Origin of the sequence: Micromonospora sp. ALFpr18c (assembly GCF_008868155.1) — a bacterium.
Classification (GTDB): domain Bacteria; phylum Actinomycetota; class Actinomycetes; order Mycobacteriales; family Micromonosporaceae; genus Micromonospora.
This window is the reverse complement of record NZ_WBKR01000010.1, coordinates 20,258-43,025: the sequence shown is the minus strand read 5'-3', so window position 1 is coordinate 43,025 and position 22,768 is coordinate 20,258. Positions and strand designations below refer to the sequence as shown.

Genomic DNA, 22,768 nt, shown 5'->3' with positions numbered 1-22,768 from the left:
AAGTCTGCCGACGGTTCGACGTTTCCCGGTCGTACGGCGGGTAATCAGCCGCGCCCACGCGGACGGACGGGCTGCGCACGCGACCCGTCCCGGAGCCAAGGAGCGGATGGCCGTGTCAGACCAACAGCTCACCGTCGTCCTCGTGCACGGCGCGTTCGCCGAGTCGGCGAGTTGGAACGGTGTGATCGAGCGGCTCGGCCCCGCCTACTCCGTGGTGGCCGCCGCCAACCCGCTGCGCAGCGTCGCGGGCGACGCCGCGTACCTGCGCGACGTGGTGCGGGGGATCGGCGGTCCCGTCCTGCTCGTCGCTCACTCGTACGGCGGCATGGTCATCACGGAGGCGGCGGCGGGTGACCCGACGGTGCGTGGCCTGGTCTACGTGAACGCGTTCGCCCCGCAGACGGGTGAGTCCGCGCTGGCGCTGTCCGGCAAGTTCCCGGGCAGCACGCTCGCCGACACCCTGGTCTCCTATCCGGTGTCGACCGGCGGCAACGAGGTGGCGATCGGCCAGGACGCCTACCACGCGCAGTTCGCCGCGGACGTGTCCGACGACCAGGCGGCGTTGATGGCCCGGACGCAACGGCCGGCGACCGAGCAGGCGCTCGGCGAGGCGCTGGCGACGGACACCCCGGCGTGGCAGTCGTTGCCCAGCTGGTTCGTGCTCGGTGACGCGGACCGCAACATCCCGGTCGCCGTACACCGCTTCATGGCCGAACGTGCCGGCGCACGCGGAGTTCGGGAGATCGCCGGTGCCTCCCACGCGATGGCGGTGTCCCGGCCCGGCGAGGTCGCCGAGTCCATCATCGAGGCGGCACGGGGCGTCGGGGCCGCCTAGTCACGGCCACCCCGGCGCGGGCCGTCCGGGTTCTCGGTGGACGGTGGCGTGTGGCCGAGCTCGGACGAGATCCGGTTCGCGGTGTCCAGGAGGAGCGGAAGGTTGCTCTTCAGCTGATCCAGGCTCGCGATGACCTCGATCGCCGTGAGCGAGGCGGCGGCGGTGACCTGCCCGCGTGAATCCCGGATCGGCGCGGCGACGCACATCACGTACGCGTCGTGCTCCCCGTTGTCGGCGGCCCAGCCGCGTTCACGGACGCGGGCGAGTTCGGCGTCGAGGGAGTCGTGGTCGGCGACGGTGGTGGCGGTGAACCTCTCGAGGACGACGTGCGAGAGCAGGCGCTCGCGTTCCTCGGGGGGCAGGTAGGCGAGGATCGTCTTGCCGACGGCGCTCGCGTGCATCGACACCGCCCGGCCTACCCGCGAGGGCAGCTTGACGGCGTCGAACGCCGGGCTGTCGACCTTGTCGATGTAGATGATCTCGTTGCCGGTCAGCTGGGCCAGGTGCACGGTGTGGCCGGTCTCGCGTTGCAGCGCCCGTAGTGGTGCGGCGGCGAGCTGGCGCAGGTCCATCGCGCCGAGCGCGAGCTCGGACAACTCGATCAGCCCGCTGCCGAGCACGTAGGTGCCCGCGCCGGTCCGGCGGACGAAGCGTTCGGCCTCCAGCGTCCGCAGGATCCGCAGGGCCGTGGACTTGTGGACGCCGAGCACGTCCGCCGCCTCCGTGAGTGACAGTGGGCGCTCCGCCGATCGACGGATGAGGTCGATCGCGCGGCGAATCGATTGGGCCACGGGCCAGTTCCCCCTCGCGCGGCTGTCGCGCCGTCGTGTCGTTGCGTCATGTGCAATGTAGTGGATGCGATGCGCAACCACTCCTTGACGCCGTTGCATATGGCGCTACGATCGTTGCAAATTGATCCCTGGGGAGTGGCTCATGACGGTGCCAGAACCCCGAGGGCGGGCCGCCGGCACGGACTGGTTCGGGACCGCTGCCGAGGCGTTACCGGACGACGCCGACCGTGGCGTCCTCATCGGCCGGATCTGGGATCCCCGCGTCGACGGCCCATCACCCGTGACCGTCCGAGACGGCGAGGTCATCGACGTCAGTTCCCGGTTCGCGACCGTTCGGGACATCTGCGAGCTGCCCGATCCCGCCGCGACGGTGGCTGCGCTCGACGGACGGCGGGTGGCCAGCTTCGAGGACGTACTGGCCAACACCGGTGCTGCGACCCGTGACCGCACCCGACCCTGGCTGCTCGCGCCGGTCGACCTCCAGGCGCTCAAGGCGGCCGGCGTCACCTTTCCCGTCTCGATGCTCGAACGCGTCATCGAGGAGCGGGCACGGGGAGACCTGGCACTCGCGGCGGACCTCCGTGGCCGGATGCTCGCCGACATCGGCGCCGACCTGTCCAGCCTGGCGCCGGGGTCGGCCGAGGCGGAGCGGCTCAAGGGTCTGCTGGTCGCCGAGGGCATGTGGAGTCAGTACCTCGAGGTGGGGATCGGGCCGGACGCGGAGATCTTCACGAAGGGCCAGGTCCTCTCCGCCGTCGGCACCGCCGTTCCGGTCGGCGTGCTCGCGGCGTCCAGCTGGAACAACCCGGAGCCCGAGGTCGCGCTCATCGTCCAGTCCAGCGGCCGGATCATCGGTGCCACCCTGGGCAACGACGTGAACCTGCGCGACGTCGAGGGCCGTTCGGCGCTCCTGCTGCCCCTGGCCAAGGACAACAACGCCTCATGCGCCCTCGGTCCCCTGATCCGGTTGTTCGACGACCGGTTCGGCCTGGACCGGGTGCGCGAAGCCGAGGTCGGTCTGACGATCCGCGGCGCGGACGGCTTCCACCTGGAGGCGGTCTCGGAGATGACGCGGATGTCGCGCGACCCGGCGGCCCTGGTGCGGCAGCTGGTCGGCCCGCACCACCAGTATCCCGACGGTGCCGTGCTGATGCTCGGCACCATGTTCGCGCCCATCGAGGACCGGGACCGCCCCGGTGAGGGCTTCACCCACAACGTCGACGACGTGGTGCGGATCGGCTGCCCGGCGCTCGGCACCCTCATCAACCGCGTGCGGCACGCGGAGGAGTGCGAGCCGTGGCAGTTCGGCGTCCGCGATCTCATGGGCAACCTGGCAAGGAGGGGACTGCTGTGAACCTGGTCAGCACGGTCGATCCACGCGATGGTCGACGCCGCGCGACGGATCTCGTCGAGACCGACGAGATCCGGCTGGAGGCGATCACCGCCCAGGCGGCCCGGGCGGCGCGGTGGCTGTCCGACCTGGGGAGACTCGGCAGGGCGGAGCTGCTGGACGCGACGGCCGCCGCCCTGGAGACCCGTCGCGCGGACCTGGTCGCCGCCGCGGTGGCGGAGACCGGGCTGGGCCACGCGCGTCTGGACCAGGAGCTCACCCGGGCGTCGCTCCAGTTCCGGATGTTCGGCGACGTGCTGCGCGACGGCGGGTACGTCGAGGCGGCCATCGACCACGCCGCCGACACACCGATCGGGCGCGGCCCCGATCTGCGCCGGATGCTCGTACCCCTCGGGCCGGTAGCCGTCTTCGGGGCCAGCAACTTCCCGTTCGCCTTCTCGGTCGCCGGGGGCGACACCGCCGCCGCGCTCGCCGCGGGTTGCCCCACGGTCCTGAAGGCCCACCCGTCCCACCCGCTGACGTCACACGCGTCCGCCGACGCGATCGAGTCGGCCATTCGCGACGCGGGCGGTCCCGAGGGCGTCATGACCATCGTGTACGGGGAGCAGCCCGGCCGTTCGCTGGTACGGCATCCCGCGATCCGGGCGGTCGCACTGACGGGCTCCGTGAGCGCGGCCCGCGCCATCCAGGCGGCCATCGACGAACGACCCGATCCCATTCCCCTGTACGCCGAACTGAGCAGCGTGAACCCGATCGTCGTCCTGCCCGGTGCGGCCGCCGACCGGGCAGACCAGATCGCCGAGGGGCTGTTCGCCTCCTTCACGGCCTCGGGCGGTCAGCTGTGCACCAAGCCCGGACTGGCGTTCATCCCGGCGGACCGCGACGGTGACCATCTCGTCGACGGGCTGCGGGCGAGGGTCGGCGCCTCGGGCGGTGCCGTCCTGCTCAACGAGCGGATCCGGGACGCGTACGAGAGTCGGGCCGCGACGCTCGAACGGGCCGGCGCCCGCGTCTCGGCGCGGCCCCACGTCGCACCGGGGGAGGGGTTCACCGTCACGCCGGCGCTGCTGGAGATCGGTCTGTCGGGCCTGACCGCCGAGATCGCCGACGAGTGCTTCGGCCCGCTCATGGTCGTGGTCCGGTATCCCGACGTCGCCGACCTCGACGCGGTGCTGACGACCGTCCCACCGTCGCTGACCGGCTCGGTCCATCGTGGTCCGGACGACGACACCGCTGTCGTACGCCGACTGGTCGACGTGCTCGCCGCCCGCGCGGGGCGCATCGTCTTCGACGGCTATCCCACCGGTGTCCGCGTGTCGTGGGCACAGCACCACGGTGGGCCGTGGCCGTCGACCAACGCCGTGCACACCTCGGTGGGCGCCACGTCGATCCGCCGGTTCCTTCGCCCGCTGGCCTGGCAGGACGCCCCGGACTGGGTCCTGCCCGAGGAACTGCGGGACGGGTACACCGCCATTCCCCGTCGCGTCGATGGACGCTGGGAAGCACGGATGAACAGGGAGGAGCGCTGATGTCGACGACGGATCGTCCGCTGCGCAGCGGACAGTGGTTCGGTGCGGAAGGCCGCAACGGGTTCATCCACCGCTCCTGGATGCGCAACCAGGGGTTCGCGGACGACGTGTTCGACGGTCGCCCGGTGATTGGCATCGCCACCACCTGGTCGGAGCTGACACCCTGCAACGCCCACCTGCGTGACCTGGCCGAGTCGGTGAAGCGCGGCGTGTGGGAGCGCGGTGGTCTGCCGTTGGAGTTCCCCGCGATGAGCCTGGGTGAGCCCCTCATGCGACCCACGACCATGCTCTACCGCAACCTGTTGGCGATGGAGCTGGAGGAGCTGGTCCGGGCCAACCCGCTCGACGGGGTCGTCCTGCTCTCCGGCTGCGACAAGACCACCCCCGGCCTGTTGATGGGCGCGGCGAGCGTCGACCTGCCGACCCTCATGATGACCGGCGGCCCGATGCTCAACGGCAAGTTCCGCGGTCAGGACATCGGTTCGGGCACCGTCGTGTGGCGCTTCACCGAGGAGATGCGGGCCGGCCGGATGAGCGCCGCCGACTGCGCGGAGGCGGAGGTCGGCATGTCCCGCAGCCGAGGTCACTGCATGACCATGGGTACCGCCTCCACGATGGCCTGCGTGACCGAAGCGCTGGGCGTGCAACTGCCGGGGGCCGCCGCCGTGCCGGCGGTCGACTCCCGGAGGTACGCGCTCGCGCACGCCGCCGGACGCCGGATTGTCGACATGGTCGGGCAGGACCAACGGCTGTCCTCGGTGTTGGACCGACGCGCCTTCGAGAACGCGATCCGGGTGAACGCCGCGATCGGCGGTTCCACCAACGCCGTCGTCCACCTGCTCGCGATCGCCGGACGCCTCGGCGTCCCGCTGTCCCTGGAGGACTTCGACACCCTCACCGCCGACGTGCCCATGCTCGTCAACCTGATGCCGTCCGGGGCGTACCTCATGGAGGACTTCGCCTACGCCGGCGGCGTCCCGGCCGTGATGACGGAGATCGCCGGGCTGCTGCACCTCGACCACGTCACCGTCAGCGGGAAGAGCGTGGCCGACAACATCAGCGGCGCCCAGTGCTGGAACCGGGACGTCATCGGCACCATGGCGGAGCCGTTCCAGCCGACCGGCTCGGGCACCGTGGTGCTGCGCGGGTCGCTCGCGCCGTCCGGGGCTGTGCTGAAGGTCTCCGCCGCCTCCGCCCACCTCCTCGCGCACACCGGGCCGGCGCTCGTCTTCGACCGGATCGAGGACTATGTCGTCGCCGCCGACGATCCGGACCTTGCCGTCACCCCCGAGACGGTGATCGTGGTGCGGAACGCCGGACCGCGCGGCTACCCCGGCTTCCCGGAGGTGGGCAACGTGCCGATGCCGCGACGGCTGCTCGCCGACGGCATCACCGACATGGTGCGGATCTCCGACGCCCGGATGAGCGGCACCGGGTACGGCACCTGCATCCTGCACGTGGCACCGGAGGCGTCCGTGGGTGGCCCTCTGGCGCTGGTGCGCACCGGCGACCTGGTCCGCGTCGACGTGCCGACGCGGCGGTTGGACCTCCTGGTCGACGACGAGGAACTCGCCCAACGCCGGTCCGCCTGGCAGCCACCACGGCCGACGGCCGACCGCGGCTGGGCGCGCCTCTACAGCGAGCACGTCCTCCAGGCCGACCGGGGAGCGGACCTCGACTTCCTCGTCGGCGGCAGCGGCAGCGGCGTACCCCGGCACTCGCACTGACCGGAGGTCTCAGCTCTGTTGGTAGTTCACCGCGGTGAACCCGCACGGCTGGTGCAGGTGCAGGTAGTAGGCGCCCTCGCCGAGATCGTCCAGGTCAGCGCCGCCGATCAGACCGACATAGTCCATCGGTTGTCCGCAATCGGGGCAGTCGGGGTGCTCGGCGTCCTGGATCCAGTCCGGCCGGCCGCCCAGCGTCGAGCCGCCCCGGTCCCAGGCACTGGACTGGTAGGGGCTCGCCAGGGCCGGCCCCGGGACCGAGGTCTGCGTCGGCGGGTCCTCCGGCACGGCCGTCTCCGGCGGCAGGTAGCTCGGACGGGTGTTGCCCGCCCACCAGGTGGCGCCACCGCCCGGCGTGACCTGGCTGTAGAGGGTCGTGTAGCAGGCGCAGTTGTGGCAGGTCTCGAACACCAGCCGGCCGGACCAACGCGTGTGTGCCAGCGCGGCGCCGATGGCTGGTTCGGTGGTGTCGAGGTCGGCGGCGACCCAGAGCGGTGCGGCACACCACGGGCAGGTCGGCCCGCCCACACGTCGGGGTTCATCGCGCAGGACCAGGCGGTACGCGGTGTCCCCGCAGAGATCCCGCCGGTCGCCGGTGGGGTCGAGCGTCCAACCACCTTCGAGCGCGTAGCTCAGCGCACCGACGTGCAGCTGGTCCGCGCCGGCCGGCGGGTGCGTCGACCAGCGACGCAGGGCGCTCTCGGCGAGCGGGTGCGCGGTGTGGGCCAGGATCAGCAGCAGATTGTTGAGGTCATCCGTGCTCTGCCCGTCGTCGATCCGCTCGATGACCCGGCGGACCACGCCGGCGTCTGCCGCCCGGTACAACGTCGCCGGCCACCACAGGTCGAGATCGAGCAGAAGCTGATGGTGCGGGACCAGACGTCGCGGGTCGGCGGCGGCGATCTCGCACAACTTTTCCATCGCGTCGTCGTCCTCGGCGGCCGCTCTTTTGATCAGTTCCTCGATCACGAGCGGATGGTAGCCGTGCGGTACGACGAGACGCGCCGCGCTGGTCACCTCGTTCAGGGGTGGGCAGACGAGAGCGCCTCGGCGATCATCCGATGGCCCTGGGCCTCGAACGGCTCGTCACCGACCTGGTAGGCCCAGGCCGCGGTGCCGATCGCCGCGCGGACCCGGTGGCGATGCCAGTCGCCGGCCTCGCGGGGATCGGCGCCGTACCCGTCGAGGAAGGCCACCTCGAGGGCCGGGTCGCGGCGGAAGTCCTGGGCGGCCAGACGGGAGAAGTCCGTGGACGCGGGTCGCATCGCCGCACGGCCGAAGTCGATGACACCCACCAGGCCGTCGTGCACGAGCCAGTTGCGGGGCTGCCAGTCCCCGTGCGTGGGTACGAGGGTCGCGGGCGGCGTCGGCCAGGCGCTGATCTCGGATCGCAGTCGCGACACGGTGGGCGCCGCGATCCGGTGCGGTTGGCCGAGCCACGCCAGCGACTTCTCGTTCTCACGCCGTTCGTGGTCGTCATCCGCGACGGCGGTCTGCGTGTGCAGCAGGGCCAGCAGCTCGCCGGCCTGCCGGTAGGTGGCGGGGTCGTCGGCGTGTTCGCTGCCGAGCACCAGCTCGCCGGGCAGGTACCGGGTGATGAGGATCTTCGCGTCGGCGTCGCCGTGCACCAGCGTCGGCGCGCGACCTTTGCCGGTCCAGGGGCCCAACCAGGTGCGATGGGCGTCAAGTTCCCGCCGGATGTGATGGTCGTCGTCGCCGCCGGCCTTGACGACGAACCGTGATCCGGCGCGGGTCACCTCGAGAACGGTGGTCGTCGTCAGGCCCCAGCTGTGGTCGCGGTCGACGGTCGCGCCCGGGAGCCACTGGTCCACGAGTGCGCGCTGGCGCGCCGAGAGCTTCCCGAGCCCAGAGGTCACGGTGGAGATCATACGAGGCACGCGAGCAGGCGGCGGCGTGCCGCAGTGGGGTGCCGCCTAGGTCCGCTCGGTGCCCTCGTAGAGGTCGAGATAGAACTGCTCGATCTCGTCGGCCCTGCTCCCCAACCCGTCGGGGTCGACGATGTCGTGCCCGATGCCGAACTCACGCGGCAACTCGTGTGTCGAGAACGCGAGGTCGTTCCGGTCGGCGATGCCTCTCGGGATGTCGGTCGCCGCCTGACGGTCGATGACGCCGTCGTTGTCCGAGGTGACGATCGCCAGCTCGCGTAGATGCGGGCACCTCGGGTCGGCCTTGAAGTTGCGGACGACGCGCAGGTACTGCGACAGCGCCGCGGACGAGAAGCCCTCGGAGTCGACCCGGTCGGGGACGAGACCGAAGCCGAACAGGACGGTGAGGGGCTTGACGGCGACGTCGGGCACCCGGTCGGGGTTGGGTGCGTAGAGGGGCGACAGCAGGAGAGCACGATGCACCACGTCGGGACGGTGGCCGATCAGCCAGGTGGCCAACACGCCTCCACCGGAGATGCCCACGACGCCGACCGTGTCGCCCAGGCCAGCCGCGACGTTCAGCGCGTCGTTCGCGGAGTCGACCAGTTCGTAGGCGTCGACCTTCGCGTGCGCCAACCTGTCGGCGACACCGTGTCGGGGCGCTCGTGGCACCCAGACGTTGTAGCCCCGGTCGAAGAACAGCTTGGCCAGTCCGCGGTACTGGTCGGGGCACTCCGTGTGGCCGTGAAGCAGCAGGACGGCCTTCGCGCTCACCCGTCCGTGCGTGAGGAACTGACTCCGGCACTCGGGGAGCACCTGCGGGTCGGCCGTCTCGGCCGCGACGGTCCGCGCCGCCCGATCGCTCGCCGACTCGAAGCTCAGGGTCTCCGGCGTCGCGCGCTGCAGGGCGTCGGTGCGCAGCGGCCACCCGTACACCGTGGCGACGGCCACGACGACCAGGGCGAGGAAGCCGGTCAGTACGAGCGCGACGCGGGTGCGGCGACGGGCACGGACGGGACGGTTCCGGAGACCTCCGGCCAGCTCACTGTCCACCGTGTCCCCCATTTGTGCGCGTCGACGCCGCCATTCTGCCCACCACCCACTGGGCAAACTCTGGAGAAAGTGCGTATCGCCGCCATCGGTGCGGGTTGATCACGTCAAGTTGTGCGGAAGTCCGCGCTGCGAGCATGGCACCTGCCTCACTCCGCCACTCTCCTGGAGCCAATAGGTGCACGACACGATTCTCGACCGACAGCAGGAAACCGCGACCAGGTTGATCGGCGGCTCTCTGGGCAGCGTCACGAGTGCCTCCGGACTGCAATTTCTTCTCCGGCGCGCCACCGCGGACTGCCTGGATCTGGTCAACCGTTTCCATCGTCAGGATTGCTCCCTGGAGAGCCGGGCCGCCCGTTACCACGTCCCCCGCGATCGGATTCGCGTGGCCGAGTGGCGCATGCTGACCAGGGCCGAGGGAGGTTACACCGTCCTGATTTCGCGCCCCGGCCAGAACGATCTGGTCGGGTTGGCGCATCTGTTGTGGCAGGCGTCGGCACCACCGGAGGTCGCTCTGCTGATCGCCGACGCCTGGCAGGGACTGGGCGTCGGCAGGGCCGTCGGCGGGAGGCTGCGCGAGCTTGCGGCCGCGCACGGTCATCCGGTCCTGGGGGCCTGCGTGCGGCCGCAGAACATCCGCGCCATCCGTCTGGCCCGCCGCTTCGGTCTGGAACTCGACGACTCCGCCGACCAGGTGTGAGGCGACTCGCCGTAGATGCTTCCCCGCCGACCAGATGGTAACGGTGAGTATTGAGGACTGGACTGCGGGAGCGCGACCGTCGTCATCCTCATCCTCCTCGTGACGGGATGAAAAGGCAGGCCAGCCAGGGGTGCGGGTGCCTTCCGCGCTCGCCCGCTCGACGCCGAGTTGATTGCCGCGACAGCCGGTCTAGTTGTTGTCAAGAGAATCTTCACTGAGCGTGACTAGCTTGATTCGTGGCTTTGAATCGTGTCAGGGCTCTGGTTTGCGGCAACAGGGGGTTCCCGCAAGCCAGACGCGACGCGGGGGGGAATTCATGCAGAAAACGGGGGGCGAGTGCGTTTTGTCCCGCCACAGTTCGGCTGATACATCGGCGCCAGGGACCAGTGCGTGATCCCAGCCCAGCGCCGTCCATTCGACAGCAATACCCGGCCGGCAGGTGCAGGGGCCGGCCGGATCCACGACGGTGAAGGGGGACCGCTTCGCCTGCAAATCATGGGTCCATTGCGGGTCTGGCGGGGTGCCACCGAACTCGACGCGGGCCCACGGCAGCAACGGTGCCTGCTCGCGCTCCTGCTGGCTCGCGTGGGCCACCCGATCAGCATGACCGATCTGACCGCGCTGATCTGGGGCGCGGACTCACCGCCCAGCGCGGTAAATGTGATCCACAAATACATCGGTGCGTTGCGCCGCCTTCTCGAACCCGACCTGCCGCCGCGTGCCTCCGGGTCCTACCTGTTGCGCAGCGGCAACGGATACCGATTCACCGCGGGCCCGGAGATGCTCGACCTGGTGGCGTTCCGCTGGCGCGTCGCCTCGGCGCAGGCGAGCGTGGCCAAGGGCCGCCCGGACGAGGCGCTGGACTACTACGCCGAAGCCCTGCAACTCTGCCGCGGCTTCGCCGGAGACTCCCTGGCGGACAGCAACCGGGCCGCGGCGACCTTCGCGGGCATCGTGGGCGAATTCTTCGACGCGGTGGTCGACGCGGCCAGGATCGCCGTCCGGGTGCGCCAACCGTCGCGGGTTCTGACACCGCTGCGGCTCGCGGCCGAGATGGATCCGCTGCACGAGGTCGTTCACGCGAGCCTGGTGACGACCCTCGCCGCAGCCGGCCAGCAGGCCGAGGCGTTGGCGGTGTACCGGAAGATCCGCGAGCGCCTCGTCGAGGAGCTGGGCATCGATCCCGGGCACAGTCTCCAGGACGCCCACCGTCAGGTCCTGACCCAGAGCGCCCTGCCGCAGGCCGCCGAGGCGGACTCCGTCGTACCCGGCGTCCGGTCCGACGACGTCCCCGTCGCGCCGCTGGTCCGCCCGGCGCAACTGCCTCCGGACCTGTCGCAGTTCGTCGGGCGGTCGAGCGAGCTCGCCCTCCTGAGCGACCTCGTGGCCGGTATGCGCGACGACGGGAGGACCAGCCCACTGGTGGTGGCGATGGACGGCATGGGTGGCGTGGGCAAGTCCACTCTGGCCGCTCACTTCGCCCGTCTCGTCGCCGACGAGTTCACCGACGGTCAGCTCTACCTCGACCTCCAGGGCGAGCAGGACGACGACGATGCCGTCCGTGCCGGCGACGCCCTGCGCTCCATCCTGTACGCGTTGGGCGTCCCCGCGTCGCAGGTCCCCGACACGTTCGACGCGCGCGTCGGGACGTACCGCAGTTTGACGGCGGGGAAACGCGTTCTGCTGCTGGTGGACAACGTGCGCGATGCCGGGCAGGTTCGTCCGCTGCTGCCGAACTCCGCCGACAGCCTGGTGCTGCTCACCAGCCGGCGTCCGCTGCTCGGACTCGCCGCCTTCGACGGCGCGTACCTGCTGCGTCTCGACGTACCGGATCTCCCGTCGGCCCGGGAACTCCTGGTGCACCGCCTCGAGCGCTGGACGAAACGCAGGATCGGTCAAGCGGACATCGCGATCGTGGACGAGATCACCGAGCTGTGCGGGCGGCTGCCGCTGGCGCTGGCGATCCTGGCCGCTCGCCTCACCGCGCGTCCCACCCTGTCACTGGCGTCCGTCCTTGCCGACCTTCGTGACGGTGCGCGCCGTCTGGAGGCGTTCCCCGGGGGTGTGGGCGCGCACGATCCGCGCACCGCGTTCTCCTGGTCGTACCGGCAGCTCAGCCCCGGCGCGGCCCGGCTCTTCCGGCTACTGGCCGTCTCCCTGACCCCCGGAATCACGGCGCAGGCCTGTGTCAGCCTGTCGGGCCGGGAGTCGGCCAGGACGCACGCCGAACTTGCCGAGCTGACCGAGGCGGCGTTGGTGACCGAACACGAGGACGGACGGTTCACGTCGCACGTGCTGGTCAAGGCGTACGCGCAGGAGTGCCTCCAGGACGTCGAGTCGGCGGAGGAACGCCAGGACGCGGTCTGCCGCCTGCTGCAGTACTACCTGCACAGCAGCTACAACGCGCAGGTGCTGCTCGCACCTCACCGGGTTCCGATCGAGCCCCCGCCGGCGCCGCCCGGTGTCGTGCCCGAACAGCCGGCGACCTACGAGGAGGCCATCGCCTGGTTCGCCGACCAGCGTGAGGTGCTCAAGGAGGCTGTCCGGCTGGCGGAGCACCTCGGGTACGGCATCGTGCCCTGGCAGCTCGCCATCACCATGCAGCAGTACCTGCAGTGGGCCGGGTACTTCCAGGACTGGGAGGACGTGATGCGCGCGGCCCTGCAGGCGGCCCGGGAGGGCGGCGACGAGGTCGGCGAGGCGCACACCCTGCGCAGCCTGGCTGGCGCCCGGTGGTCGTTCGGGGCCAGCGAGGAGACGCTCGACCTGCTGGCGGCCGCCCTGCGGATCTTCGAGGAGCGGGGCATGCGTCTGGAGCAGGCCCTGGTGCACACCAACCTCCACTGGGTGCACGAAGCGCTCGGCCGGCACGGGCAGGCGCTCGTGCACGGCGAGACGGCGTTGGCCCTCTATCGCGAGATCGGCTACCGCCGTGCGGTGACCCTGAGCCTCATGTTGACGGGCAGTTCGCTTGCCCGTCTCGGTCGGCTCGACGAGTCGGCCGCCATGCTGGAGCAGGCCCTCGACCTGCACGAGCAGATCCGTGGCGACCTTGAGGCCGGCTGGGACGCGACGCTGATCGCGATGGAGGGCGAGACGCGGATGGCCATCGCCTCGAACCTCGCCGAGACGGGCCGCGTCCGCGAGGCGGTGGAGCAGTTGGAGTTATCGGCCGAGACCTCGCGGCGGGTGAGCCACCGGCCGAACGAGTTCGAGGCCCTGCACCGGCTCGCCGAACTGTTGATGTCCGTCGGTGACGTCGGCGGGGCGGCAGTGGTGTTCAAACGAGCCGGCGAGGTTCTCGCCAGCTTTCCGGACGGCGGGCCGGAACGGCTACGGGATCGTTTCGCCTGGCTGGCGCAGAAGATACCGTCGGACCACCGCGATGACCAGCGGTAACCTGCCGCCCGGCCACCCGGATCCAGGTGGCCGCGCACTGTCGAGGGGACGGTTATGACCAGCACCGCTGACCGGATGACGGCGGCCTATTTCGACGCCTTCGAGGCGCTCGTGGCGGTGACACCGAAGGGCTGGCACGCCGAGCGGGGCACCGCCCGGGGTTCGCTGACCCACTGCGGCGTGCCGCTGTTGAACGTGGCCTACGACATGACGCCGGAGCCGGATCTCGGGTCGCTCGACGAGGTGGCGACCGAGGTGGGCAGGCAGGGCGCACGGTGGTCGATCATGGTACGGCGTGGCGTGGGCGACGAGGTCGTCGATCTCGCGGCCCGGCACGGGCTGGTCGAGCGCCAGGAGGTGCCGATACTGGGCTGCGCCGTGGACGACCTCGTGTTCCGGGCGAGCGCGGCACAGCGCGAGCTGGTGCACCACGTCGGCGCGGCGAGGAGCGACCTCTACACGGAGATCCTCGCCCAGGGCTTCGAAACGCCCGAGAGCGTCTTCGGACCACTCATGGGCGGCGGCGTGCTCGATGCCGCCTCCATGACCGGATACCTGGCCGAGGACGACGGCCAGCCCGTCGGTACCGGCTTCGGAATCCGGACCCCCGACGCGATCGGTGTCTACAACATCGCCGTCGTCCCGTCCGCACGAGGTCGGGGCCTGGGCCGGGCGATCACCGAGGCGGTGCTGCGCGACGGCGTCGCAGCCGGCGCCCGATGGGCCTTTCTGCTGCCCAGCGTGATGGGCCAGCCGCTCTACGAGTCGATGGGCTTCCGGCTCGTGGACAACTGGACCATGTTCACGGCGCGGTGAGCGTCCGCTCCGGCGGACGACGCCGGAGCGTGGGCAGCCCGGTTACCGTTGCGTGTCCTGTGAGCGCGGCGGGAACTCGGTGACATAGTGCAGCCTGTCGCCGATGTCGCAGACCTTGTCGCGCATCGTCCGGGTGCCGCCGTTCTGCATGGTGTGCATGGCGTCGCAGGCGTTGCGCCACTCCTGGCAGGCCGCCGGCACGTCATCGAGATCGAGGTGCGCCTCGCAGAGCAGGATCGACGCCTGGAAGACACCGGTGCTGTTCTGCGCCTCGACGGCCGCCTCCACCGCCTGCTCAAGTTGCCGGACGGCCTGGTGCTGACGACCCATCTCACCAAGACACTCGGCGAGGGCGAGGCGGATGTCGGCCTCGTCCGTCCTCCACTCGGCCTGCACACTGCGGGCGAGCGCGTCCTGCAGGCACGACAGGGCCTCATCGACAGCGCCCAGCCGGGCGAGTGAGTGTCCCCGGGCCGCCAAGGCCCGGATCGCACCCTGTTCGACACCGGCGGCGCGGTACAGCGCCAGTGCCCTGTCGCTCTCCTCGAGCGCAGACTCGTGTCGGCCGAGCTCGGTGTTGATCCGGTGCAGGGTCGCGTGGACGATCCCCTGTTCCAGGAGCATGCCGTCCTCCGCGAAGACCTCCTGCGCATCCGAGAGCAGGTCGAGGGCCTCGTCGTAGGCGGCGAAGTAGTAGCAGGAGTCGGCGAGGCTTCGCATGGCCTGTGCCGCACCGACCCGATCCCCCCGGTCCCGGGCGGATTTCAGTGCGAGCCGCGTGACGTCCTGCCAGTCGTGGAACCGCCCGCTGCGCTGCAACCACGGCTGCATGGTGAGGGCCAGCTGCCACGGGACGGTGGCGACGTTGCCCTCGGCCGCGTGCCGCACCGCTTCCGGCAACACCTCGCGGTGGTCGTCGAACCACCGCATCGCCTCGCCGTAGCCGGTGGGCCGCTCCGGAACGATCGTGGCCGGCGCCGGTGGCGGGGCGATCATCGAACTCTGCGGCACCAGCGCGGTCGCCGCGTGGTAGCTGCTCTGCAGATAGTGCTGCAGGAGCCGGGTGGTCGCCGCCTCCCGGTCCGACGCGGACTCCTCCTCCAGGAACAGCTCCTGTGCGTACGCCTTGACCAGGACATGGGATGTGAACCGGCCCCTGTCGTCCTCGTCCAGCAGCGCCGCGTCGGCGAGGTCCCGCAGGATGGCGCGGGCGACCCGGGGCTGAGTCTCGGACAGGCTGGCGAACGCCGCGGCCGAGATGCCCGACGCCATGGCGGCGGAGGACAGCCGGAAGAGGCGGGCGGCCTCCGAGCTGAGCTGGCGGTACGACCAGGCGAAGGCGGCACGTGGATCGCGTACGCCTCGGCCGCTGGAGAAGGCCGCGAGCCGTTCGGTCCCGTCGCGGAGCTCGGCAGCCACGTTCGCGAGGGAGAGGTGGGGACGAGCGCTCAGGCGCCCGGCCAGGATGGCCAGCGCCAGTGGGAGGCGACCGCACAACTCGATGATCTCGTCCAGGATGTCGGCCGGAGCGGGGGTTTCCGCCACAGGACGGTTCGGAGCGCGGTCGAGCCGGCGCCGGACCAGCTTGCGGGCGGTCGTCATGTCCGGAGGGTCGAGGTGCAGCAGGTGGGCACCGTCGAGGGCGGAAAGCTCGACGAGCGGCTTGCGGCTCGTCACGAGAACCAGGCTCTCCGTCGAATTCGGCAGCAGCGGGCGTAGCTGCGCCGAGTCGCGTGCGTTGTCGAGGAGCACCAGGACGCGCTTGCGGGCGGTGAGGCTGCGGTAGATGCCGGCACGCGCGGCGAGGGTCTCCGGAACGCTGGACACGTGGACACCCTGGGAGGACAACAGCGACCCCAGGGCATCCCCGGCGGACATGCTCTCGACATCGGTCTGGTCTCCGCGCAGGTCCAGGTACAGCTGGCCGTCGGCGAAGTCACCGGCGACCAGGTGGGCGAAGTGGGCGGCCAGCGTGGATTTGCCGACCCCGCCCATCCCGTCGAGAGCCACGATCAGCGGACCGGTCCGCTCGGCGTCGTCCAGGCCGTCGCGAAGGCGATGGAGAGTCGCGAGTTCGTCGACACGGCCGACGAAGGTGGGCAGGTCGGGTGGCAGCTGTGCCGGCCGCACCAGCGGTGCCGCCGGGAAGCGGTCGAACGTCTGCGCCTCGCGGTCGCCCGCCCCGTCGGTGGCCGGCGCGATCGGCGCCTGGCTCAGCACCTGCCGGTGCGCGGCCTGAAGTGCCTCGCCGGGTTCGATGCCCAGGTCCTCGACGAGGCGGTTGCGTACGGTCCGGAACACCTCCAGTGCCTCGGCCTGGTGGCCGGCCGCGGCGAGGGCGGAGATGAGACCTGCCTGGACGGGTTCGTGCAACGGCGCCATCGAGGCGGCCAGTCGCAGGGGTCGCAGCACCCGTGCCGGACGACCCAGCGACACCGCCAGCTCGGCGGCGGACACGCACACGTCGAGGAACTCACGGTCGAGGGCAATGAAGATCGACATTGCGGGTGTCCCGTAGGCGTACGTGTCGCCCGCGGGCCCGCGCCAGAGCCCCAGCGCCTCGACGTAGCGGTCCAGTGCCTCGTCCCGGTGCCGCAGGACGAGACTGGCCCTTGCGGCGCTGACGAACTCACGGAAGGTGATCAGGTCCAGCATGCCGGGGGACGGAGCGAACAGGTAGCCGTCGCCGTGCCGCCGCAGATATGAACCGGTGCCGCGCAGCGGGAGCGCGGGTTCCATCAGGCGCCGCAACGTGCCGACGTACTTGTGGATCACATTGGCGGCGCTGGCCGGAGCATCCTCACCCCAGATCAGCTCGATCAGCTCACTCATGCTGATCGGCCGTCCGGGTCGAGCGAGCAGCAGGGCCAGCAGGTAGCACTGCTGCCGGGGCCCGGCGTTCACCTCGACGCCGTCGCGCCACAGCCGCAGGGGCCCCAGGATCTCGAAGTGCAGCGTGCCACCGGCCGGGCCTGGTCCCTCGTCGGCGCGGACGGCAAGTGCGCCGGCCGAGTTCGACATGTCAATCTCCTGCTTCTGTTTCGGGGCCCGTCGGGCAGACAGCCGCTCCGATCCCAACGGATCGCGAATGTGTCGTTGCCAGCGGTGCCGCCAAGTCTACGTCCGTCGCGCTGACCAGCCTCGTCGCGCCAAATCGAAACGGACACCCGCCGTCGAACGGCGAGGCCGGGGCGAAACCCTCCCCGCGACTCCGGGACGGAAACCAGAAGATGTCAACTGACCGTCGCCAGGATGTGCCCGGACATGTACCTCCCAGCAAGGACGGCCCCCATGACTGCGTCAGGAAGCAGGACCCTGCGCGCCCCGGCTCACGCCGGAATGCACAACAAGGCGTACGAACCCCAGTGCGCCGCCGAGGAGGACCGGCACACCGGCGAGGCGACGTCGAGCCGCCGGGGCGGACTGACCCTGTTCGCCCTGGCCCTGGGGACCTTCGCCATCGGCACCGGTGAGTTCGGCAGCAACGGGATCATTCAGCTCTTCGCCGCCGACATGGGCGCGTCCATCCCGGTCGCGACGTACGCGATCAGCGCCTACGCGTTCGGCGTCATGATCGGCTCACCGGCGATCACACTCCTGGCGGCCCGAGCCAACCGTCGTACCCTTCTGCTCGGCCTGATCGCGCTCTTCCTGGTCGGCAACGTGCTCTCCGCCCTGGCCCCGAACATCGTGACCCTCATCGTCTTCCGGTTCATCACGGGCAGCGTGCAGGGCGCGTTCTTCGGCGCCGGGGCGGTCGTCGCCGCCTACGTCTACGGGCCCGGCAAGGGCGGAAAGGCCTTCGCCACCGTGATGGGCGGCCTGACCGTGGCCACGGTCGTCGGATCGCCGTTGGGCACCTTCGTCGGTCAGCACGCCGGGTGGCGCACCACCTACTGGACCGTGGTCGGGGTGGGTCTGCTGGCCGGCGCGGCGCTGCTGGCCTGGCTGCCACGCACCGACGACCTGCGCGGTAGCTCGGTGGCACGCGAACTCGGCGCTCTTCGGCGGCTCAACGTCTGGCTCATGGTGGCGGTCGCGGCGCTCGGCATCTCCAGCATCTTCGCCGTCTACACGTTCATCGGGCCGTTCGTCACCGATGCGGCGCGGGAGAGCCCGGCACTCATCCCCGTCGCCCTCGCCGTCTTCGGCCTCGGCATGGCGTTCGGCAACTACTACGGCGGCCGGGCGGCCGACAGGTACGGCAGCCGCCCGCTGATCTACGGCTTCAGCTACGTGCTCGTGGTGCTCGTGGCGATCGGCGTCGCCGGCAGCGACATCCTGATCCTCCTGCCGGCACTGTTCGGCGTCGGCGCGACCATGATGTTCGCGATCCCCACGATCCAGGTGCGGCTGACCGGGTTCGCGCCCGACGCGCCGACCCTGATGGGGGCGCTCAACCTGGCCGCTCTCAACCTCGCCAACTCGCTCGGCGCGATCGGTGGCGCCGTGACCCTCGGCCTCGGATGGGGAACCCTCTCCACCGTCTGGGCGGGATTCGCCCTCACCGCCGCGGGTCTGGTCCTCTACCTCACCACCGTGGGTCGGGTCAGGTCAGCCGGTACGCCCAGCTGACGCGCACGTCGTGCGGTGGGCGGCCGGACCCGCGAGGGCCCGACCGTCCACCGGCACGGGCGTGCGTCACCAGCACAGAGGACGTACCGGCAGGCCGGCCGACTCCGGGTGGTCATGCGGGTTTCGCGTCTCCGGTGCCTCGGAGGGTGGAGTCGACCGCGGCGTCGACGCGCGGCGCGTGAACTCCCGCACCACGTGGGCGAACCGTTCCGCCTCCTCCAGGTGGGCGAAGTGGCCGCTGTTCTCGAACACGCGGAGTCCGGCATCGGGAATGCCCGCCTGCAGGATCGCGGCGCACTCCGGTCCGAAGCTGACGTCGTGCGCCCCGGCGATGACCATGGTCGGCACCGTGATCAGGTGCAGCTCGTCCCGCACGTCGAAGACCTCGTCGAACTCCACCGCCGGTCGCGGCCAGCACCGGAGCATGCCGCGCATGCCCACGAACTCCACCTCCCGCCGCGAATAGTGCGCGAAGTGTGCCGGGACGATCTCCCGCAGGCGTTGGGTGGCCGAGGGCATGTCCTGCCTCGGGGCGCTCTCCACGGCGAAGCTGCCCAGGGTCCGGCGTGCCAGCGCGGCCGGTGCCGTGGCGTAGAGGATCAGACCGGCGGTCTTGTCCGGCCGGCGCAACGCGTAACTCTGCGCGACGAAACCACCGTGCCCGTGCCCGAGAACGACGATCGGCCCCTCGGCGAAGAATCCGGCAACGGCGTCCAGGTGCTCCACGTAGGTGGCGATGTCGTACCGATGATCGCCGGACAGCCCACTCGAACCGCCCGTTCCGGCCGGTTCGAGGTAGATCACCGTGTGGTCCCGTTCGACCAACGGCATCCTCAGATATTCCCAGTGCATTCCGGGACCACCCGGATGCACCACGCACAGTGGGCCGTGGCCGCGAATATGACAGACCAGGGACACTTCGCCCGCTCGAACAGTGTGGCGGCCCTCAGGCGTACGACTCATGGCGTGCAAAGCTCCTCGAAGATCCGAGTTGAAAACGTCCCCAGTCGCCCCCCTGGCCATCGATACTGCCGCAATAAAGTTGATTTCCAGTTCATTTCCCGTCCACTGCCGGGTTAAGAGCCGTCCCGCTGCGTGACGCGGTGGGGTGTCAGGTCGGTCGGGTCGACCTGGCGATATCGCGACGAGGCCGTCCCCGGCGGTCCTAGACTGCGAGCGTGTCCGGCGGCGCTGCTCGTTGCCGGCGGCGAGGGGACGGGTGTCATGCAATCTCGGTCGACGCGGGCCGGACCACGATCCGGCGAACGAACCGGGCCCACCGCCGGTGGGGCCAACCGCGAGATGCCGCCGGAATTGGGCTCGGACGCGATCGGCGTATTTGAGGGCCGGACGTTCATGTTGTCCAATTCGATCGGTGACGTGCCGGCGAACTCCATTGCCGGCCTGGTGCACGACGACACCCGTTTCATCAGCCGGTGGGAGATGACCGTCGACGGGCACGCTCCGCTGGTACTCAGTGCGAGCACGGTCGACGCGTACTCGGCGGCGTTCTTTCTCGCGAACCCGGAGATCCCGGGCCTGCCGACGAACCGGATCGGCGTGCGGCGTGAGCGGTTTGTCGGAGACGGCATGTACGAGCGGATCGCGGTGCAGTATTTCGGCGTCGAACCGGTCTCGGTGTGCCTGCGTTTGGCTGTCGACGCGGACTTCGCCGATCTCTTCGAGATCAAGCGGCAGGGCAGCCGGAGCCGGCAGTCCGACGTCCGGCGCACCCACCGGCCCGACGATTCCACCCTGTGCTTCTCGTACCAGAAGTCGAACTGGTCGGCCGTCACCACGGTCGAGGCCGAGCCGCGTGCCGACCGGCTGGAGGGCGATTCACTGGTCTGGGAGGTGCACCTTCGGCGAGGCGAGACCTGGCATGGCGAGCTGCGGGTGCTGCTGAACTGCCGAGGCAAGGAGTACCGGCCGAGCGGCCGTGGCTTCGGCGAGCCGCACGACCCCGGCCCGGACGACGCGACGTCGCGGTGGCTGGCCAACAAGCCGCACCTCAGTGCGGAATCGGACCTGTTGTACAACGTCTACCACAAGTCGGCAGTCGACCTGGTGTCGATGCGGATCGTCAAGGAGATCAATGGCGAGCAGGTCGTCCTGCTGGCCGCCGGCATGCCCTGGTTCCTGGCGGTGTTCGGGCGGGACACCCTGATCGCCGCGTACCAGAGCATCAGCTGTGGAGCGGACGTGGCCCGGGGCGCGCTGGTCACCCTCGCCAAACACCAGGGCACCGTCGTGGACGACTTCAGCGACGAGGAGCCCGGAAAGATCCTGCACGAGTTCCGGTCCGGTGAGCTGACGCAGCTCGGCGTCATGCCGTACGGTCCGTGTTTCGGTGCCGCCGACACGACCCAGCTGTGGCTCATCCTGCTCTCCGAGTACTGGCGGTGGACGGGCGACGACGCGTTGGTCCGGCAGTTGCGTCCCAACGCCGACGCGGCCCTGCGGTGGATCGACCACTTCGGGGACCGCGACGGCGACGGCTACGTCGAGTACGGCACGCGCTCGCACGAGGGCATGCGCAACCAGTGCTGGCGCGACTCGCCGGACGGCGTGCAGTTCGCCGACAGCACGCTGCCCGCCCTGCCGGTCGCCACCTGCGAGATCCAGGGCTACACCTACGACGCGAAGGTCCGTGCCGCCCAACTCGCCGACGGGCCCTGGGCCGACCCCGCGTTGGCTCGCCGGCTGCGCGCCGAAGCCGCCGATCTGCGGGACCGGTTCAACCGTGACTACTGGCTGCCCGCGCGCGGCGGCTACTACGCGATCGGCCTCGACGCCGACAAGCGTCCCATCGACTCGATCACCTCGAACATGGGCCACCTGCTGTGGAGCGGGATCGTCCCGCCCGACCGCGCCGAAGCGGTCGCCCGGCAGTTGATGTCGGATGAGATGTTCTCCGGCTGGGGCGTCCGGACCCTGTCCAGCGCGGATGTGGGATACAACCCCATCGGCTACCACCTCGGCACCGTCTGGCCGCACGACAACTCGATCATCGCCGCCGGCCTCGCCCGCTACGGCTACCGCGACGAGGCGAATCGGATCGCGACGGCGATGATGGAGGCGGCCGCCCACTTCGAGTACCGCCTGCCCGAGGCGTTCTCCGGGTACGACCGAGGGCTCGGCCGGCGACCGGTGCCGTACCCCACCGCCTGCAATCCCCAGGCCTGGGCCAGCGGGGCGCCCCTGCTGCTCCTGCGCACGATGCTCGGGCTCGACGTCCGCGACGGAACCGTCGCCATCGACCCGCACATCCCCGACGCGTTGGGGAGCATCCGGCTGGCCGGTGTCACCGTGCACGGTGTACGGCGGACCATCGAGGCCACCGGAACGCGCTCCTCCGCCTGATCCGCGCCACACCCCACCGGACCGGTCCGACGCCGACGTCTCATGGTGTCCGGCAACTCGCCCGCAGCGTGGACAGTGCCCAGCGGTGCCAGGACCTGACCGTACGGACCGGCACCCCGAGTGCGCGGGCCGTCTGGTGCGTCGTCCGACCCGCCAGGTAGGTGTGCAGCAGCACCGCGCGATGTTCCTCGGGAAGCCGCCGCAGCAGCGTGATCGCCTCCGCCGTGGCGACGGCGGCATCCGCGTGATCCGGCTGTGAGACGTCGAACTCGGGCTCGATGCTCTCGCGCTGGGCGGCGCACTCCCGAAGAGACGTGACTGCCAGGTCCCGCGCGACGGATGTCAACCAGTCCCGAAGCGGGCTCCCGCCGCAGGGGAGGCGGTGGGTGTGCCGCCACGCCCGCAGGAAGGTCTCCTGGACGATGTCCTCGGCGAGATGGTGGTCCCGCACCAGCGCTCTGACATAGGTGAACAGCGACTCTGCGTGATCGGACATCAGCTCGTTCAGCGATTGCGTTCGGCCGGCGTCCGCACAGTGTTGATCAGTGTTCGCCATCTCTGGTGCCTGGCCTCCCGAGATGTGGGCGGGGAGTGGCCCCACCCCGCGGTACCAGCGGTTGGTCCGCGCCCGACGCTACGGACCGCCACCATCCAGCCTCGTGAAGAACTCTTGGCGGGACGCCCACCGTCGCCGGTTCGGGAAAGTCCTCGTCAAGTCGGCGCCGTGAGCCCGGTCGGTGGGCAGC

Annotated in this window: 16 protein-coding genes; 9 read left to right on the top strand and 7 right to left on the bottom strand. The window is 70.5% G+C overall.

Annotation, left to right across the window (positions count from 1 at the left end; genetic code table 11):
- Window positions 1-106: 106 nt before the first annotated feature.
- Complete coding sequence (locus F8271_RS04085; protein ID WP_347403766.1) at window positions 107-835, top strand: alpha/beta hydrolase; 729 nt, start codon at window positions 107-109, stop codon at window positions 833-835.
- Here the strand turns inward: F8271_RS04085 and F8271_RS04080 are convergent.
- A complete protein-coding gene (locus F8271_RS04080; protein WP_192580128.1) occupies window positions 832-1,626 on the bottom strand; it encodes an IclR family transcriptional regulator in 795 nt (264 codons plus the stop codon). The two genes, F8271_RS04085 and F8271_RS04080, sit on opposite strands and share 4 nt — an antisense overlap.
- A gap of 142 nt (window positions 1,627-1,768) precedes the next feature.
- Here F8271_RS04080 and F8271_RS04075 point away from each other — a divergent pair, with 142 nt between their 5' ends.
- The 3 genes from F8271_RS04075 to F8271_RS04065 are packed head-to-tail and all read left to right on the top strand — an operon-like array spanning window position 1,769 to window position 6,233.
- Window positions 1,769-2,980 carry a fumarylacetoacetate hydrolase family protein gene (locus F8271_RS04075; protein WP_151488228.1) on the top strand — a complete coding sequence of 404 codons (1,212 nt, stop codon included), beginning with the start codon at window positions 1,769-1,771 and terminating at the stop codon, window positions 2,978-2,980.
- A complete protein-coding gene (locus F8271_RS04070; RefSeq protein WP_151488227.1) occupies window positions 2,977-4,506 on the top strand; it encodes an aldehyde dehydrogenase (NADP(+)) in 1,530 nt (509 codons plus the stop codon). The genes F8271_RS04075 and F8271_RS04070 overlap by 4 nt, the downstream gene beginning before the upstream one ends.
- Window positions 4,506-6,233 (top strand): IlvD/Edd family dehydratase, encoded by a 1,728-nt coding sequence (locus F8271_RS04065; protein WP_151488226.1) that lies wholly within the window; start codon window positions 4,506-4,508, stop codon window positions 6,231-6,233. The genes F8271_RS04070 and F8271_RS04065 overlap by 1 nt, the downstream gene beginning before the upstream one ends.
- A 9-nt stretch (window positions 6,234-6,242) precedes the next feature.
- Here the strand turns inward: F8271_RS04065 and F8271_RS04060 are convergent, their stop codons facing one another.
- The 3 genes from F8271_RS04060 to F8271_RS04050 are packed head-to-tail and all read right to left on the bottom strand — an operon-like array spanning window position 6,243 to window position 9,181.
- Complete coding sequence (locus tag F8271_RS04060) at window positions 6,243-7,199, bottom strand: hypothetical protein (RefSeq protein ID WP_151488225.1); 957 nt, start codon at window positions 7,197-7,199, stop codon at window positions 6,243-6,245.
- 53 nt (window positions 7,200-7,252) lie between these two features.
- On the bottom strand, window positions 7,253-8,107 hold the full coding sequence (locus tag F8271_RS04055; RefSeq protein WP_225854147.1) for a phosphotransferase family protein: 855 nt from the start codon (window positions 8,105-8,107) through the stop codon (window positions 7,253-7,255).
- A 57-nt stretch (window positions 8,108-8,164) separates the two neighbouring features.
- Window positions 8,165-9,181, bottom strand: coding sequence for an alpha/beta hydrolase (locus F8271_RS04050; protein WP_151488223.1), 1,017 nt, complete (start codon window positions 9,179-9,181; stop codon window positions 8,165-8,167).
- A 163-nt stretch (window positions 9,182-9,344) separates the two neighbouring features.
- On the opposite strand from F8271_RS04050, the gene F8271_RS04045 reads away from it, so the two are divergent.
- From F8271_RS04045 to F8271_RS04035, 3 genes are all read left to right on the top strand, one after another.
- Window positions 9,345-9,869 carry a GNAT family N-acetyltransferase gene (locus F8271_RS04045; protein ID WP_151488222.1) on the top strand — a complete coding sequence of 175 codons (525 nt, stop codon included), beginning with the start codon at window positions 9,345-9,347 and terminating at the stop codon, window positions 9,867-9,869.
- A 495-nt stretch (window positions 9,870-10,364) separates the two neighbouring features.
- Window positions 10,365-13,268, top strand: a complete 2,904-nt coding sequence (locus F8271_RS04040) for a BTAD domain-containing putative transcriptional regulator (protein ID WP_151488221.1) — start codon at window positions 10,365-10,367, stop codon at window positions 13,266-13,268.
- A gap of 54 nt (window positions 13,269-13,322) precedes the next feature.
- Complete coding sequence (locus tag F8271_RS04035; protein ID WP_151488220.1) at window positions 13,323-14,084, top strand: GNAT family N-acetyltransferase; 762 nt, start codon at window positions 13,323-13,325, stop codon at window positions 14,082-14,084.
- Between the two features lie 42 nt (window positions 14,085-14,126).
- Here the strand turns inward: F8271_RS04035 and F8271_RS04030 are convergent, their stop codons facing one another.
- Complete coding sequence (locus tag F8271_RS04030) at window positions 14,127-17,105, bottom strand: BTAD domain-containing putative transcriptional regulator (RefSeq protein ID WP_151488219.1); 2,979 nt, start codon at window positions 17,103-17,105, stop codon at window positions 14,127-14,129.
- Window positions 17,106-17,375: 270 nt separating this feature from the next.
- On the opposite strand from F8271_RS04030, the gene F8271_RS04025 reads away from it, so the two are divergent.
- Complete coding sequence (locus F8271_RS04025; protein ID WP_225854146.1) at window positions 17,376-18,659, top strand: MFS transporter; 1,284 nt, start codon at window positions 17,376-17,378, stop codon at window positions 18,657-18,659.
- A gap of 66 nt (window positions 18,660-18,725) precedes the next feature.
- Here F8271_RS04025 and F8271_RS04020 read toward each other — a convergent pair whose 3' ends face one another.
- A complete protein-coding gene (locus tag F8271_RS04020) occupies window positions 18,726-19,622 on the bottom strand; it encodes an alpha/beta fold hydrolase (RefSeq protein ID WP_225854145.1) in 897 nt (298 codons plus the stop codon).
- Window positions 19,623-19,961: 339 nt separating this feature from the next.
- Here F8271_RS04020 and F8271_RS04015 point away from each other — a divergent pair, with 339 nt between their 5' ends.
- On the top strand, window positions 19,962-22,022 hold the full coding sequence (locus tag F8271_RS04015) for a glycogen debranching N-terminal domain-containing protein (RefSeq protein WP_225854144.1): 2,061 nt from the start codon (window positions 19,962-19,964) through the stop codon (window positions 22,020-22,022).
- A gap of 40 nt (window positions 22,023-22,062) precedes the next feature.
- Here the strand turns inward: F8271_RS04015 and F8271_RS04010 are convergent, their stop codons facing one another.
- On the bottom strand, window positions 22,063-22,578 hold the full coding sequence (locus F8271_RS04010; RefSeq protein WP_192580125.1) for an RNA polymerase sigma factor: 516 nt from the start codon (window positions 22,576-22,578) through the stop codon (window positions 22,063-22,065).
- Between the last annotated feature and the right edge of the window lie 190 nt (window positions 22,579-22,768).

Coding starts and splice junctions, on each gene's coding strand:
- F8271_RS04085 (WP_347403766.1), top strand. CDS start 107: ATGGCCGTGTCAGACCAACAGCTCACCGTCGTCCTCGTGCACGGCGCG.
- F8271_RS04075 (WP_151488228.1), top strand. CDS start 1,769: ATGACGGTGCCAGAACCCCGAGGGCGGGCCGCCGGCACGGACTGGTTC.
- F8271_RS04065 (WP_151488226.1), top strand. CDS start 4,506: ATGTCGACGACGGATCGTCCGCTGCGCAGCGGACAGTGGTTCGGTGCG.
- F8271_RS04050 (WP_151488223.1), bottom strand. CDS start 9,181: ATGGGGGACACGGTGGACAGTGAGCTGGCCGGAGGTCTCCGGAACCGT.
- F8271_RS04040 (WP_151488221.1), top strand. CDS start 10,365: ATGGGTCCATTGCGGGTCTGGCGGGGTGCCACCGAACTCGACGCGGGC.
- F8271_RS04035 (WP_151488220.1), top strand. CDS start 13,323: ATGACCAGCACCGCTGACCGGATGACGGCGGCCTATTTCGACGCCTTC.
- F8271_RS04030 (WP_151488219.1), bottom strand. CDS start 17,105: ATGTCGAACTCGGCCGGCGCACTTGCCGTCCGCGCCGACGAGGGACCA.
- F8271_RS04025 (WP_225854146.1), top strand. CDS start 17,376: ATGACTGCGTCAGGAAGCAGGACCCTGCGCGCCCCGGCTCACGCCGGA.
- F8271_RS04020 (WP_225854145.1), bottom strand. CDS start 19,622: ATGAGTCGTACGCCTGAGGGCCGCCACACTGTTCGAGCGGGCGAAGTG.
- F8271_RS04015 (WP_225854144.1), top strand. CDS start 19,962: ATGCCGCCGGAATTGGGCTCGGACGCGATCGGCGTATTTGAGGGCCGG.
- F8271_RS04010 (WP_192580125.1), bottom strand. CDS start 22,578: ATGGCGAACACTGATCAACACTGTGCGGACGCCGGCCGAACGCAATCG.